14 protein-coding genes and 1 pseudogene are annotated in these 14,942 nt (G+C 68.5%); 6 read left to right on the top strand and 9 right to left on the bottom strand.

Annotation, left to right across the window (positions count from 1 at the left end; translation table 11 throughout):
- Nucleotides 1-20: 20 nt before the first annotated feature.
- From QJR12_RS05045 to QJR12_RS05030, 4 genes and pseudogenes are all read left to right on the top strand, one after another.
- Nucleotides 21-479 (top strand): annotated as a pseudogene (locus QJR12_RS05045) (DUF4395 domain-containing protein); the annotation flags it as partial.
- Nucleotides 480-592: 113 nt separating this feature from the next.
- Complete coding sequence (locus QJR12_RS05040) at nt 593-1,426, top strand: sulfurtransferase (protein WP_300579586.1); 834 nt, start codon at nt 593-595, stop codon at nt 1,424-1,426.
- A 2-nt stretch (nt 1,427-1,428) separates the two neighbouring features.
- On the top strand, nt 1,429-1,731 hold the full coding sequence (locus tag QJR12_RS05035) for a DUF1416 domain-containing protein (protein WP_300579585.1): 303 nt from the start codon (nt 1,429-1,431) through the stop codon (nt 1,729-1,731).
- Nucleotides 1,732-1,927: 196 nt separating this feature from the next.
- Nucleotides 1,928-2,557: an FABP family protein gene (locus tag QJR12_RS05030; RefSeq protein WP_300579642.1), complete on the top strand. Its 630-nt coding sequence runs from the start codon at nt 1,928-1,930 to the stop codon at nt 2,555-2,557.
- Between the two features lie 31 nt (nt 2,558-2,588).
- On the opposite strand, the gene QJR12_RS05025 is transcribed toward QJR12_RS05030, so the two are convergent.
- Nucleotides 2,589-3,449, bottom strand: coding sequence for an aminodeoxychorismate lyase (locus QJR12_RS05025; RefSeq protein WP_300579641.1), 861 nt, complete (start codon nt 3,447-3,449; stop codon nt 2,589-2,591).
- A 109-nt stretch (nt 3,450-3,558) separates the two neighbouring features.
- Here QJR12_RS05025 and QJR12_RS05020 point away from each other — a divergent pair, with 109 nt between their 5' ends.
- Nucleotides 3,559-4,653, top strand: coding sequence for a folate-binding protein YgfZ (locus QJR12_RS05020; RefSeq protein WP_300579584.1), 1,095 nt, complete (start codon nt 3,559-3,561; stop codon nt 4,651-4,653).
- Between the two features lie 135 nt (nt 4,654-4,788).
- Nucleotides 4,789-4,980 (top strand): DUF3073 domain-containing protein, encoded by a 192-nt coding sequence (locus QJR12_RS05015; RefSeq protein ID WP_300579583.1) that lies wholly within the window; start codon nt 4,789-4,791, stop codon nt 4,978-4,980.
- 116 nt (nt 4,981-5,096) lie between these two features.
- On the opposite strand, the gene purM is transcribed toward QJR12_RS05015, so the two are convergent.
- From purM to QJR12_RS04975, 8 genes are all read right to left on the bottom strand, one after another.
- Complete coding sequence (gene purM / locus QJR12_RS05010; protein WP_300579582.1) at nt 5,097-6,179, bottom strand: phosphoribosylformylglycinamidine cyclo-ligase; 1,083 nt, start codon at nt 6,177-6,179, stop codon at nt 5,097-5,099.
- 153 nt (nt 6,180-6,332) lie between these two features.
- Nucleotides 6,333-7,898 (bottom strand): amidophosphoribosyltransferase, encoded by a 1,566-nt coding sequence (gene purF / locus QJR12_RS05005; protein WP_300579581.1) that lies wholly within the window; start codon nt 7,896-7,898, stop codon nt 6,333-6,335.
- A gap of 116 nt (nt 7,899-8,014) precedes the next feature.
- Nucleotides 8,015-8,404 carry a sterol carrier family protein gene (locus tag QJR12_RS05000; RefSeq protein ID WP_300579580.1) on the bottom strand — a complete coding sequence of 130 codons (390 nt, stop codon included), beginning with the start codon at nt 8,402-8,404 and terminating at the stop codon, nt 8,015-8,017.
- A gap of 67 nt (nt 8,405-8,471) precedes the next feature.
- Complete coding sequence (locus QJR12_RS04995; protein WP_300579579.1) at nt 8,472-8,804, bottom strand: YnfA family protein; 333 nt, start codon at nt 8,802-8,804, stop codon at nt 8,472-8,474.
- Nucleotides 8,805-8,883: 79 nt separating this feature from the next.
- On the bottom strand, nt 8,884-9,516 hold the full coding sequence (locus QJR12_RS04990; protein WP_300579578.1) for a CPBP family intramembrane glutamic endopeptidase: 633 nt from the start codon (nt 9,514-9,516) through the stop codon (nt 8,884-8,886).
- Nucleotides 9,516-11,282 (bottom strand): alpha/beta hydrolase, encoded by a 1,767-nt coding sequence (locus QJR12_RS04985; protein ID WP_300579577.1) that lies wholly within the window; start codon nt 11,280-11,282, stop codon nt 9,516-9,518. The genes QJR12_RS04990 and QJR12_RS04985 overlap by 1 nt, the downstream gene beginning before the upstream one ends.
- A gap of 4 nt (nt 11,283-11,286) precedes the next feature.
- Nucleotides 11,287-13,608 (bottom strand): phosphoribosylformylglycinamidine synthase subunit PurL, encoded by a 2,322-nt coding sequence (gene purL / locus QJR12_RS04980; protein ID WP_300579640.1) that lies wholly within the window; start codon nt 13,606-13,608, stop codon nt 11,287-11,289.
- Nucleotides 13,609-13,669: 61 nt separating this feature from the next.
- The gene (locus QJR12_RS04975) at nt 13,670-14,926 is read right to left on the bottom strand and encodes a M18 family aminopeptidase (RefSeq protein ID WP_300579576.1); all 1,257 of its coding nucleotides are present in this window, start codon (nt 14,924-14,926) and stop codon (nt 13,670-13,672) included.
- Nucleotides 14,927-14,942: the final 16 nt, after the last annotated feature.

Genomic DNA, 14,942 nt, shown 5'->3' with positions numbered 1-14,942 from the left:
GGTCTGCTTTTTCTTCCCACATCACCAGGAGTAGCACCGTGTCGACCACCACCACCATCGCCGAGGTAGACGTGCGGGGACCGCGCTTTGCCGCCTGGGTCACGACGGCGGTCCTGGTGATCACGTTGGTCCTCTCGGCGGTCAACACCACGGCGGCCGCCGTCGTTTTGGCCCTGCAGGCCGCCGTCTTTGGTATCGGCGCTCGCTACGGGCCGCGCCGGCACCCCTACGGTTGGGTGTTTCGCGCCGTTGTCGCGCCGCGGATCGGTCCGGTAGCGGAACGCGAGCCCGTGCCACCGCTGAAATTCGCCCAATTGCTCGGTTTCATCTTCGCGGCCGCCGGCACGGCCGGATTCGCCGCCGGCGTTCCGCTGCTGGGGGTCATTGCCACCGGGGCCGCGCTAACCGCAGCGTTCCTGAACGCGGGTTTCGGCATCTGCCTGGGCTGTCGGCTCTATCCGCTGATCGCGCTGCTGCGCCACGCGGCGCGCCCGGTCACCAGGCCAACCGCAACGATCCCGGAAAAAGCCGGGGAACCACCGGCTAACCCGAGCAACCACGTTGTCCATCAAAACAATTGAAAGGAACCGCCATGGCACGCTCCGACGTCCTGGTCACCGCTGACTGGGCTGCGAGCAATCTCGACGCGCCCGGTGTCGTCTTCGTCGAGGTGGACGAGGACACCAGCGCCTACGACCGCGGCCATATCGCCGGCGCGGTTAAGCTGGACTGGCGTACCGATTTGCAGGACCCGGTCCGGCGCGACTTCGTCGACGCCCAGCAATTCTCGAAACTGCTGAGCGACCGCGGTATCTCTAACGATGACACGGTGATCCTGTATGGTGGCAACAACAACTGGTTCGCCGCCTACGCGTACTGGTATTTCAAGCTCTACGGCCACGTCGGCGTCAAGCTGCTCGACGGTGGCCGCAAGAAATGGGAGCTCGACGGCCGCCCACTGTCCACCGACACGGTGAACCGCCCTGCCACCACATACACGGCGAAGCAGCCGGACAACAGCATCCGGGCCTTCCGGGATGAGGTGATCGCAGCCATCAACGTGAAGAACCTGGTCGACGTGCGCTCCCCGGAGGAGTTTTCCGGTAAAATCTTGGCGCCGGCGCATTTACCGCAGGAACAAAGCCAGCGACCCGGTCACATCCCCGGTGCGATCAACGTGCCGTGGAGCAAAGCCGCCAACGAAGACGGCACCTTCAAGTCCGACGAGGAACTGGCCAGGCTCTACGCCGCCGCCGGGTTGGACGGGTCGAAGGAGACCATCGCTTATTGCCGAATCGGCGAGCGGTCGTCGCACACCTGGTTTGTGCTGCACGAACTGCTCGGACACCGAAATGTTAAAAACTACGACGGCAGTTGGACGGAATACGGCTCCCTGGTGGGAGTCCCGATCGAGTTGGGAAGCTGAATATGTGCACACCGCCCAGACAAGGACAGACGTTGCCGGCCAGCGTCGACTTGGAGAAGGAGACCGTGATCACCGGCCGGGTCGTGGACAGCTCCGGGGAGCCCGTGGCGGGCGCGTTCGTTCGGCTGCTGGACTCATCGAACGAGTTCACCGCCGAGGTCGTAGCGTCGGCCACCGGTGATTTTCGGTTCTTCGCCGCACCCGGAACCTGGCGGCTGCGCGCGCTGTCGGCGGTCGGTAACGGCGACGCCGTGGTGACGCCCTCGGGTTCGGGTCTCTACGAGGTGGACATCAAGATCGCCTGACGGAAGCCGTTGGCGAACCCCCATGCCGGCACCGAAGAATTAGACTCGTCGCGTGGTGCTGTTTTTTGAGATCATGCTGGTCGCCTCCGTCGGGGTGATCGCATGGGTTGCGCTATACGCGCTGTACCGGCTCATCGCCAACGAGTCGTGACCGCTTGTGACCGCTAACGAGCAGGCCGATCGACCGGTCCGCCCCATGGGCCCGGGAGGCCGTGCGGTGGCCGCGGCGGCGGAACGCGCCAAACTGACCGCGGCCCGCAACATCCCGGTCTTCGACGATCTCCCCGTCCCCCCCGACACCGCGAACCTGCGCCAAGGCGCCAACCTGCACGACGCGCTGCTGGCGCTGCTGCCTTTGGTCGGCGTCTGGCGGGGGGAGGGTGAAGGCCGCGACGCCCGCGGCGACTACCGCTTCGGTCAACAGATCGTCGTGTCGCACGACGGCGGGGATTACCTGAACTGGGAAGCTCGATCGTGGCGGCTGAGCGCGTCCGGCGACTACCAGGGTCCGGACCTGAGGGAGACCGGCTACTGGCGCTTCGTCACCGATCCCGCCGACCCAACGGAGTCGCAGGCCATCGAGTTGCTGCTGGCGCACTCGGCCGGCTACGTCGAGTTGTTTTATGGCTGCCCGCGCACGCACTCCTCATGGGAGCTGGTGACCGATGTGCTGGCACGCAGCAAATCCGGCGTGCTGGTCGGCGGCGCCAAGCGGCTCTACGGCATCGTCGAGGGTGGGGATTTGGCCTACGTGGAGGAACGCGTCGACGCGGACGGCCGGCTGGTGCCGCGGCTCTCGGCGCGGCTGTCGCGGTTCGCCGGATAACAGCCCCCGGGTTTCACCCGAAATCGCCGCCTCAGAGGTCGCTGACGATCGCCGCGTCAACGAGCTCGGGAAACTCGGCGGCCATCACGGCCCGGGGCAGCGCCCGGCCGTCAAGGGTGTGGACCCGGGCGGCCAACGTCATCGCGGACACCAGCCAGACCCCTTGCGCGGCAAAAAGGTCGGCGACACGGAGGGCACGGTAGTCGCAGTCGTAGCCCTTGGCGCGGGCGACCTGGAAAAGCGCCTGTTGGGTGGTGCCGCGCAAGATCGGGTACCAGGGCGGTGGGGTAAGCAGGCCGGTCGCCCCGTCGAGATCGGCGGCGATCACCACCGTCGAGCGTGGGCCTTCCAGGATGTAGCCGTCGGAGCTGACAAAGACCACGTCGTCGAAGCCCTGCCGGGCGGCATACCGCAGGGCGGCCATATTGACCGCGTAGGACAGCGTTTTGGCGCCGGCGAGCAACCACGGCATGTCGTCGGCGCCGGTGACGCGCAGTCCCCGATCCAGGGTGATCGCAGCCACCCCGTCGCGGCGCACCGTCGTGACCCGCGGCGGCAGCGCGTTGACCATGACGTAGGCGGTCGGTGCCGAGCCGCTCTCCCGGCCGCGGCTGTAGATCAGCCGCATCGCCCCCTCCTCGGGGGTGCCCGCCGCCCACAGGTGGGCCGCCCTGTCGATGGCGCGTCGCCATCCCGGCAGATCCGGCTCGGGCAACTCCATCAGCCTGGCCGAATGGGCCAGGCGCTGCAGGTGCGCCTCAACCAAACACGCCCGGCCGTCACGAACCAGCAGCGTCTCGAAAACGCCGTCGCCGCGCACCACAGCGAGGTCGTCCGCACACAGCAGAGGCGTGCCGGCAGCGAGTATCTCGCCGTCGAGCGTAACGACCACACCCGTCTGGCCTGCCATCGACGAGAAGCCTAGCGTGACGACGAAACGCGCCGGAACGGCCCGGAAAAGCGGCCCGGTGAAAGCCGCGCAGTACCCGTAGAGTTGGGATGTGACCGCAGTTTTTGCCCCCGATTACGGACCCGACGCGGGTGTGGTCTGGCAGTACGGCGACCCGCTGGGTGAGCAGCGGGCGGCGGATACCGACGCCGTGCTGATCGACCGTTCGCACCGGGCGGTGCTCACGTTGACCGGTGACGATCGACGGCGCTGGCTGCACAGCATCTCCACGCAACATGTCAGCGAACTCCCGGAAGGGGCCAGTACGCACAACCTGAGCCTGGACAGTCAGGGCCGGGTCGAGGACCACTGGATTCAGACGGAATTAGGGGGCATCACCTATCTCGATACCGAGCCCTGGCGGGGGGAGCCACTGCTGGCCTATCTGCGCAAGATGGTGTTTTGGGCCCAGGTGTCGCCGGACGCCGCCGACCTGGCGGTGTTTTCGCTGCTGGGTCCGCGGCTGGGGGACCCTCGGCTGCTCGACGTGCTGGGCTTGGATGCCCTGCCGGCCGCGGCAACGGCGGCGCCTCTGGCCCGCGGCGGTTTTGTGCGCAGAATGCCCAGCGCCCGGGAAGGCCGGATCGAACTGGATCTCGTGGTACCACGGTCCGACTCGGCCGAGTGGAGGCAGCGATTGACGGCGGCGGGAGTGCGGTTAGCCGGGGTCTGGACCTATGAGGCTCACCGGGTCGCGGCGCTGCGCCCGCGGCTCGGCGTTGACACCGACGAACGCACAATTCCCCACGAAGTGGGCTGGATCGGCGGTCCGGGGGTCGGCGCCGTCCATTTGGACAAGGGTTGCTATCGCGGCCAGGAAACCGTTGCACGGGTGCATAACCTCGGCAAGCCGCCCCGGATGCTGGTGCTGTTGCACCTCGACGGCTCGGCGGAGCGGCCGTCAACCGGAGACGCTGTGTTGGCCGACGGCCGCGCCGTGGGGCGTCTTGGAACCGTGGTCGAGCACGTGGACCTGGGCCCGGTGGCGCTGGCTCTGCTCAAACGCGGTCTGCCGGCCGATACCGCCCTGGTCACCGGGGGCGCCGCGGAAACCGCAGCGGCGATCGACGCCGATTCTCTGCCGGCGGCCGAGGGGCCCGGCGCCGGGCGGCTGGCCGTCGATCGATTGCGCGGCGTCGCGAGATGAGCGTGACGGCGGGCGGGCCCGTACCGGCACACGCCTGCAAGGCACGGTAAACTGTCGGCAGGACAATAACGACACTGACAGATCGGAGCCGCCTACTCGTTGGGCCGCTCCGTTATTGTGCGAGGGGGTTCCCCCATGGGCCGCGGCCGGGCAAAGGCAAAGCAGACCAAGGTTGCTCGAGAACTGAAGTACAGCTCCCCGCAGACCGATTTCGAGCGGCTTCAGCGCGAGCTATCGGGAGCGCGCGCAAACGAATCGGACCGGTCGGACGGCAACCACCGGTTTCCCGAGGAGACCTGGGACGACGCGGACGACTGGCGTCGCTAAGGGCTGGTAACTGCCGGCTGTCCCACACCGCTGCGCGGGCGGGGATCCCCACCCCCGGGCCGCCCGGCCGGCGTCGCCGTCGGAGTTTATCCGGGAGAAAAGCTTATCGGTTCCCATTAGAAACGCGGGTGTTCCCCGACGAGTCTGGCGCGAGGTCCTCTTTTTCCGCCCTTGTTGACGGTCCCCAACACCCAACAGTCCAGGTGCCGCGCCGTCAGGATGGCCAGGGCGCGGTCGGTGTCCTCCGGAGCGACGACGGCGACCATGCCAACCCCCATGTTGAACGTCTTTTCCATCTCCGCCCGGCTAACGCGCCCGCGCTGCGCGATCATCCCGAAAACGGGCGCGGGTGTCCACGTGCCGCGGTCGACCTCGGCCACCAGCCCGTGGGGGATGACACGTTCCAGGTTGCCGGCCAGGCCGCCTCCGGTGATGTGGCTAAACGTGCGGACCTGGGTTTCGGCGGCCAGCGCCAGGCAGTCCTTGACATAGATCCGGGTGGGCTCCAGAAGTTCTTCGCCCAAGGTGCGGCCGAACTCCTCCACATAGCCGCTCAGGTTCATCCGGTCGATCTCCAGCAGCACCTTGCGGGCCAGCGAATATCCGTTGGAATGCAGACCGGAGGATCCCATCGCGATCAGAACGTCGCCGGGTTTGACCCGGTCAGGTCCCAGCACATCGTCGGCCTCGATCACGCCGACGGCAGTGGCCGAAAGATCGTAGTGGGCCGGCTCGATCAGACCCGGGTGCTCGGCGGTCTCACCGCCCAGCAGCGCCACACCCGCGCGCAGGCACCCGTCGGCGATCCCGGCGACGATCGCGTTGAGCCGTTCCGGCACGATCCGGCCGACGGCGATGTAGTCCAGCAGAAACAGCGGCTCGGCGCCGCAAACCACCAGGTCATCGACCACCATCGCCACCAGGTCCAGGCCGACGGTGTCGTGTTTGTCCATCGCCTGCGCGACCGCCAGCTTGGTGCCCACACCGTCGCTGGATGCCGCCAGCAGCGGTTCGCGGTAGCCGCCCCGCAAGGCGAACAGTCCCGCGAATCCGCCCAGCTGGCTGCGCACTTCGGGTCGGGTGGCCTTGGAGGCGAGCGGTTTGAACAGTTCTACTGCGCGTTCACCAGCTGCGATGTCCACCCCGGCCGAGGCGTAGGTAATGCCCTGATTGCCGGGGTGTTTTCCGGGGTCCGTCATCGCCCTAAAGGCTACCGGGCGGCGTCGACCGCCGGTCGGCGCCGCCCGGGGCACTCCGCCCCGGAACCGGCCGACCGGCTCTTTCCGGCCGGGGCGCCGATCCCCCGGATCCACCCATCCGGCCATGCCGAACCGGCATCGAGCGGGAGCCAACTAGTGATTGCGCAGCGTGGCGGAGTTTTCAGCGGGGAAACGGAGGTTCACACCCGCCCGGGCGACTGCGCCGCCCGGCGGGTCTGAAACGCCGGCGTCGCGGGCGGCGGTGGCAAGCATGTGTTCGATGACGTTTTTGCCCAGCGCGGTTTCGCCGGGCAGCTCGATCGGATACCTGCCGTCGTAGCAGGCGGTGCAGAGCCGCGAGGCGGGCTGCTCGGCCGCGGCGATCAGACCCGGCAACGAGATGTAGCCCAACGTGTCGGCGCCGATCGCGTGGCGCACCGCATCCGCCAACTCGTGTTCATCTTCGACCGCGTTGGCGATCAACTCCGCGGGCGACGGGAAATCGATGCCGTAGAAACACGGCCATTTCACCGGCGGCGAAGCGATGCGCACATGTACCTCGACGACCCCCGCTTCCCGCAGCATCCGCACCAGGGCGCGTTGGGTGTTGCCACGCACGATCGAGTCGTCAACGACCACCAGCCGCTTGCCGCGGATGACTTCTTTGAGCGGATTCAGCTTCAGCCGGATGCCGAGCTGCCGGATGGTCTGCGACGGCTGAATGAACGTGCGGCCGACGTAAGCGTTTTTCATCAGCCCCTGCCCGTAGGGGATGCCCGCCTCCCGCGCGTAGCCGACCGCGGCGGGGGTTCCCGAGTCCGGCACGCCGATCACCAGGTCGGCCTCGGCCGGGCATTCGCGGGCCAGCCGGCGACCGATCTCGACCCGCGCGGCGTGCACCGAGCGGCCGGCGATGGTGCTGTCGGGCCGGGCCAGGTAGACGTATTCGAATACACAGCCCTTGGGGGTGGGATTGGCGAAGCGGCTGGAGCGCACCCCGTCGGCGTCTATCGCCAGCAACTCTCCCGGCTCGATCTCCCGGACGAAGGAGGCACCGACGATGTCCAGCGCGGCGGTTTCGGAGGCCACCACCCAGCCGTGATCGAGCCGGCCCAGAGACAGTGGTCGCACCCCGTAGGGGTCGCGGCAGGCGTACAGGGTGTTTTCGTCCATGAACGTCAGACAGAACGCTCCCCGCACGGTCGGCAGCAGCTCCAGCGCCGCCTGCTCCAGGCTGAGGTCCGCCGCGCCGTGGGCCAGCAGCGCACCGAGGATGTCGGAGTCGGTGGTGGCCGCGCCCGGCACTCGCGGGTGGATCAACCCCGCCTCGCGGGCGCGGGCGAGCAGTGCGGCGCTGTTGACCAGGTTGCCGTTGTGTCCCAGCGCCACCCCGGTGCCAGCCGCCGTGGTGTGAAACACCGGCTGGGCGTTCTCCCACGTGGGGTGACCGGTGGTGGAGTAGCGGCAGTGCCCGATGGCGACGTGACCCTCCATGGCCGCCAGCGTCTGCTCGTCGAACACCTGGCTGACCAGGCCCAGGTCTTTGAACACCAACACCTGCGACCCGTCGGCGACGGCGATCCCGGCCGCCTCCTGCCCACGGTGCTGCAATGCGTACAACCCGTAGTAGGTGAGCTTGGCAACATTTTCCCCGGGAGCCCAGACACCGAAAACGCCGCATTCTTCACGGGGGGAGTTCTCAAACTCCGGTGCGGTCACGGTCGGGGCTGCTCCCTGGGCCGGGGTGTTGACATCAGCGAGTCTACGTGCAAAGCCGCCGACGGCGAACCCGACACACGTGTTTTGCCTCGGCGCCCGGCCCCGCACCGGGACGTCTACCCGCCCAACGGCAACGGCAGCCACGACGCGATGGCACCGGCCCGCGATCCGGAGAGCCGCAACGCGCCCGACGACACCGCCTCCGAAACCGCCAGCAAACCCATGACCAGCAACAGCCAGGTCCGGGGATCGGTCTCCACGACATTGGGGGGATTCCCGCGGGTGTGCCGCGGCCCGGCGATGCACTGCACCGCGACAAACGGCGGCACTCTGACCTCGACACTCGCTCCCGGCGCCAACGCGGCCAGGGTGCGCGCGGTAAGCCGAACGGCGGCGGCCAGTTGGTTTCGGTCGGGGGCGGGACGGCTCTCGTCGCGCAGCCACTGCTCGACAGCCGAAACGGCCCGGCGGGTGGCGGCCGGATCGGCTTTCTGACGGGTGGCCATACCTTATCGTCTCAACGTCATGACTCCGCGCCGGCGCCCCCGGGATTAGACCGTGGGCGGCGAGGGTTCAAGGACGCGGCGCGTACATGATGGTGGCGACGCCCACTAGACAGATGGTGGCGCCGAGATAGTCCCATCGGTCGGGATGGAATTTGTCGACGAGCATGCCCCAGGCGAGCGATCCGGCGACAAAGATGCCACCGTAGGCGGCAAGGATCCGGCCGAAGTGCGGATCGGACTGAAACGTTGCGACGAAACCGTAGGCGCCGAGCGCGAGGACTCCGGCGGCAATCCAGGCGGCCCCACGGTGTTCACGCCAGCCCTGCCAGACGAGCCAGGCTCCGCCGATTTCCGCGAGCGCGGCGAGGACGAAGAGCAGCAGAGATTTGGCGACCGTCATAACGGTGAACGTACCCGGTGGAAATCGGTGACCCGACGGCTCGCCGGGCCGACGTGACGGGTGACCAACCGGGCAGCGTTCAGGGTGCCTGACGCCGCCGGATCGTCAGCACGGCCGCCGCTGCGGTCTCGTTGATCACCAGGTGCGCCAGCATCGGCGCCACCAGGCCGCCGGACCGGTCGGCGAGCCAGCCGAACAACCAGCCCGCCAGGCCGGTTGCCAGCACAGTGGCCACCACTGGCTCGCCATGAGCGCGTGCGTCGGTGATGTGGGAGAGGCCGAAAGCCGCGGCCTGAACGATCCGTCCCGCGGTCGGGCCGAAGGCCGCGGTTCCGGCGGTGGCCAGTGCCCCGCGGAACGCGGTTTCCTCGGCCCACACCGTGCCCAGCGGTATCTGCAGCGCCAGCCACACCGCCGCCGGCGTGGCCGGCTCCCGGGCGGACATCGACAGCCGGACCCTGCGCACCGCCGTCGTCGCCGCAACCACGGCCCCCGCCACCGCTGCGCCCGCCGACCCCAGCCGCAACCCCACCACCAGCCGCGGCGCGGTCAGACCCAGCGGTGCCCCGCTGACCAGCATCAGCAGACCGCCGGCGACAACCTGGGCGGGCACCCGCCACCTCGTCGGCAACCGGGGAGCGACGAAACTCCAGCCGACCAGTGCCGAAGCCAGACTCACCGCACAGATACTGCGAAAATCCCTGCCGCGCATCACTGTTCGGCGCCATCAGCGCTCTGTGATCGGTTCAGGGCCGCCCGGATACGCTCGGTGTCGGCCGGTGTCCAGCCGTCCGGTGGCACCACCGCCACCCAGCCGTCGAGGATGGTGTTGCGGTAGTTGTGGCCGTGCCCGGCGGGCATGCCCATGGCATTGGTCAGGTCGGCGCTGACTTGCCAGAACGTGACCACCGGATACCAGCGCATCGAGGGGCTGCGATCCCGGCCCGGGGGTTCGACAAGCCAGTCCGGGCGGCGGAACAGCAGCCGGGACGACCACCAAATCACCGGGTCGGAGGGGTGTTGCAGGAACATCACCCGGGTACCCTCCCACGGCGGCGCTGCGATCCGGGCCACGTCCGCGGGATCGATGGCCTCGGAGAACCGCACGGTTCGCCCGTTGTCGTAGCTCGGCTGCACCTCGGTGGTTCCCGGATCCCGGCGCACGACCAGCGCATGCCACAACGGGCTCGCGTGCGGCGGCCCCACCCACAGCACGGCGTCGAAACCCATCTTCGCGATGTCGGGCAGGAAGCCGAACGCGGCCTGCCCGGCCATCGAGCCCAGGCTCTCCCCGTAAAGCACCAGCTTCGGGCGGTGATGTGCCGGCAGGCGCTGCCAGCGCTGGTGGATGGCGTCGATCAGCTGACGGCCGGACTGCATGGACTTCTGCCGGTCGGCCAAAAACGAGATCCAGCTCGGCAGATACGAATACTGCACACCCGCTATCGCGGTGTCGCCGTTGTACATCATCTCCAGCGACCGCGGGGCCACCGCGTCGATCCAGCCGGTCCCGGTGGTCGGGGCGATGACCAGCAGCTTACGGTCGAAGGCCCGGGTGCGTTCGAGTTCGGCGACCACCAGTCTCATCCGTGACTGGTCGTCGCCGGCGCTTTGCAGCCCGGCGTACACCCGGATGGGCTCTTTAGCGGGCCGGCCGTTGAGCCGGCTGAGTTCGGCGGCATGCGGGCCGGTGGCGACGAAGGTGCGGCCCTGGTAGCCGAGCGTGTCCCACGGCGCCAACGATGCCGGGCTACCGGACTTTTCGGGAAGCAGCGGCTGGGTAATACCGGCCCGGGTGCTGCTGTTCTGCGTTTGAAAGAGCGCGCTCGCCGCCGCGAAGAAACCCCGGACGAGAACACCGTTGATCAAAGTGACCAGCAGCGCGACGACGATCGTGGTGCCGATGAACAGCGCCACCTCGTCGTTGACATGCCAGCGCCTGATTAACATCCGCGCCAGCAGCCTGACCGAGTCGATGAGCACCCGCGACGCGCTGACCAGCAGTGCGCCAACGGCACTCGCGATCAGCAGGGTGCGCATATACCCCAGGGTTGCCGGGCCCTCGATACCCAGCAGCGCCGATACCTGCCGCTGCCAGGAGGCGGCGGGGATGAGCATCAGCACGCATCCCGCCGTCGAGAGCCCCACGACGGCCGCCTTCATCCAGAACAGCGCCCGCGCCGAGGGCGGCCACCAGCGGGCATTGCGCAGCACGAAGCGCTGCACCAGCCGGCCGATCACCACGCCTAGCCCGTAGCCGAACGCGGCATTGATGCCGCCGATCAGCCCCTGAAACAGCCAGTCCCGGGGCAGCAACGAGGGCGTCAGCGACAAGCAGAAAAACAGCGCCCCGAACGCAATCCCGACGAACTTCAGCCGCACCAGGCTCCACGCCCACGCCAGCAGCGGGTGCCGGCCACGGGTCTTGGCCGGCTGGGTAACCAGCTGTCCGGCGATGTCGGACACCGGCGTGCTCATCGCCTCACCCGAAGAGCCGCGGCAGCACCGCCTCGGCGGTGCTGCGCAACTCTGCCAGGGACACGGTGAACAAGCCCTGGACCTCGACCGCGTCGGACTCCCGGTCGACGACGCCGATGGGAGTGGCCGGCAATCCCTTTGCCTCGCACATCGAACGGAACCGGGACTCCTCGCTGCCTGGCACCGCGACCAGCACCCGGCCAGTCGATTCGGAGAACAGCATGACGAAAGGGTCGCAGCCCTCGGGAAGCACGATGCGGCACCCGGTTTCGCCTGCCAGCGCCGATTCCACGACGGCCTGGGCGAGCCCGCCCTCGGAGAGGTCGTGCGCGGCAGACACCAACCCGTCACGCGAGGCGATGGACAGCACATCGGCCAGCAGCCGCTCGCGGGCGAAGTCGACGGCGGGCGGCACTCCTCCGAGATGATCGGCGGTCACCTGGGCCCACACCGAGCCATCGAATTCGTCACGGGTGTCACCCAACAGGATCAGTTTCTCGCCCGGTTGGCCGCCGAGGGACATCGACAGCCGCCGGTTCACGTCCGTGATGACACCCAGAACCCCGACCACCGGGGTGGGCAGGATCGCCGTCGAGCCGGTTTGATTGTAGAAGCTGACATTGCCGCCGGTCACCGGAATACCCAGCGCCGCACAGCCATCGGCCAGGCCGCGGACCGCCTGGGCGAACTGCCACATCACCCCCGGATCTTCGGGTGAGCCGAAGTTGAGGCAGTTGGTCACCGCGACCGGGGTGGCGCCGGTGACGGCGACGTTGCGGTACGCCTCGGCCAGCGCAAGCTGGGCGCCGATGTAGGGATCCAGGGCCGTGTAGCGACCCGACCCGTCGGTGGCCACCGCGATCCCGCGACCGGTGGCCTCGTCCACGCGCAGCATGCCGGCGTCGGCGTGCGCGGCCAGCACGGTGTTGCCCCGAACGTACCGGTCGTACTGCTCGGTGATAAACGCTCGGCTGCACAGGTGCGGGCTGCCCAGCAGCGCCAGTAAGGTCGCGCGCAACTCCGCCCCCGTTGCCGGCCGGGGCAGCTTCGTCGAGCGGTCGGCGTTCAGCGCGTCCTGCGACTCGGGACGGATGACCGGACGCCGATACACCGGCCCCTCGTGGGCCACGGTGCGCGGCGGCACGTCCACCACCGTCTCGCCGTGCCAGCTGATTCGCAATCGGTCCCCGTCGGTGACCTCGCCGATGACGCTGGCCGGCACCTCCCATTTGCGGCATACCGCCAGAAAGGCGTCCACGTTCTCGGGGGCGACCACCGCGCACATCCGCTCTTGCGACTCACTGCACAGCACTTCGGCGGGCGTCATGTCCGCGGTCCGCAACGGGACGCTGTCCAGCTCGATCGTCATGCCGGCGTCCCCTGCTGAGGCTAATTCGGATGTGGCACAAGCTAATCCGGCGCCACCGAGATCCTGGATGCCGATCACCAGGCCCGCCGCGTAGAGCTCCAGGCAGCACTCGATGAGCACTTTTTCCATAAACGGGTCACCGACTTGCACCGACGGCAACTTCTTTCGGTTCTTTCGGGACCCGGCCGCGGGATCGAGCGTCGATCCCGCCGCGGATCCTTCCGCGTGGCCCTCGAAGGTGTCCGACGCCAGCACCGACACCCCGCCGATACCGTCCAGGCCGGTGCGTGCGCCGAACAGGATGATTTTGTTTCCGGCGCCGGAGGCGACCGCCAGGCGCAGGTCCTCCTTGCGCAGCACCCCCACACACAGCGCGTTGACCAGCGGGTTACCAGAATAGCAGGCATCGAAAACGGTCTCACCGCCGATGTTGGGCAGTCCCAGCGAGTTGCCGTAGCCAGCGATGCCGCGCACCACGCCGTCGAACACCCGACGGGTATCCGGGGCGTCGGCGGCGCCGAAGCGCAACTGGTCCATCACGGCGACCGGCCGCGCTCCCATGGCCATGATGTCGCGCACAATGCCACCCACACCGGTGGCCGCGCCCTGATAGGGCTCGACGTAGGAGGGGTGATTGTGGGATTCCACCTTGAAGGTGGCCGCCCAGCCGTCACCGATGTCCACCACACCGGCGTTTTGCCCGATGCCGGCCAGGATGCCGGCGCGCATCTCCTCGGTGGTGGTGTCGGCGAAGTAGCGCAGATGGACCTTGGACGACTTGTACGAGCAGTGCTCGCTCCACATCACCGCGTACATGGCCAGCTCGGCGTCGGTGGGACGGCGGCCCAAGATCGCGCGGATGCGTTGGTATTCCTCGTCTTTGAGACCCAGCTCGCGAAACGGCTGCGGATGGTCGGGCGTCGCCGCGGCCCGCTCGACGGTATCGACCGCGTGGATGAGCCCGGACGTCACACCGACAGTCTAGATTCCGCGCCGGCGCAGGCCCGGAGGACAGGTGTCAGCCGGGCGACAAAAACGCCTGCAGCGCCGCCGCGTAGGCGCCGACGTCGCGGGCGCCCATCAGTTCCCGCGCCGAGTGCATCGCCAGCTGGGGGGCGCCGACATCGACGGTCGGGATGCCGGTGCGGGCCGAGGCGATCGGACCGATGGTCGAGCCACAGGACAGGTCGGCCCGGTGTTCGTACCGCTGCAGCGGGACCCCGGCCCGCCGGCAGGCCAGGGCGAAAGCCGCGGCGGTGCGCCCATCGGTGGCGTAGCGCAAGTTGGGATGCACCTTGAGCACCGGGCCCGCATTCACCTCGACGGGGTGGCCGGGTTCGTGACGCTCCGGGTAGTTGGGATGGGTGGCGTGCGCCATGTCGGCCGACGCCAGCATCGATGCCGGCAGCCGGCGCAGAAAGTCCTCCCGGGACCCCCCGGTGGCCAACACGATCCGTTCCAGCACGCTGGTCAGCAGATTCGACTGCGCGCCATGATCAGAGACCGACCCCGCCTCCTCGTGGTCGAAGAGGGCCAGCACCGGCAGGTGGCCGCGCGGCTCGGCCGTCAGCAGCGCCGTCATCCCGGCATAGCAACTGGCCTGGTTGTCCAGGCGGGGCGCGCTCACCAAGTCGGCGTCCGCACCGGTCACCGCCGCGGGCGCCAGGTCGTGGGTCATCAGGTCGGCGCCGAGGATTTCTCGGGCGTCGACGCCGGCGCGTTCGGCGACGTAACCCAGAAACGCGGGGCTGTCCCCGCCAGCTCCCCACACGGCGTTGACGTGGCGCTGCGGGTCCAGGCTCAGCGATGTTCGGTCCTCGGCCAGGTGGATGGCCAGCTGCGGCACCCGCAGGATCGGGTCGTCTATCCGGACCAGCCGGTGAGAGACCCGGTCGCCGTCCCGCACCGATAACCGGCCGCTGATACCCAGATCGCGGTCCAGCCACGAGTTCAGCCAGGCGGCCCCGTAGGGCTGCAACGCCACCACCCGCCAGCCCGCAACCTGACGGTCGTGGTGCTGTTTGAGGCGCAAGTTAGGGCTGTCGGTGTGCGCGCCGACGATCCGGAAGGGGCCTTCCGGCCCCTCGGCGTTCCAGGCCACCAGCGAGCCGGCGCGCACGGTGAAGTACCGGCCCCGCCGGTCGGGCCAACGCTCGGCTTCGTCGAGTTCGATGTACCCGGCCGCACGCAGCCGGCCGGCGACGGTGGCACACACGTGGAATGGCGAGGGGGACGCGTCGATGAAGTCGCACAGTCCCTGTGCCGTGGCCGTCATAGCGCTATGTTTAGCA

This window comes from Mycobacterium sp., from assembly GCF_029961025.1.
Classification (GTDB): domain Bacteria; phylum Actinomycetota; class Actinomycetes; order Mycobacteriales; family Mycobacteriaceae; genus Mycobacterium.
The sequence above is the reverse complement of the archived record's forward strand: the minus strand, read 5'-3'. Positions and strand labels throughout refer to the sequence as shown.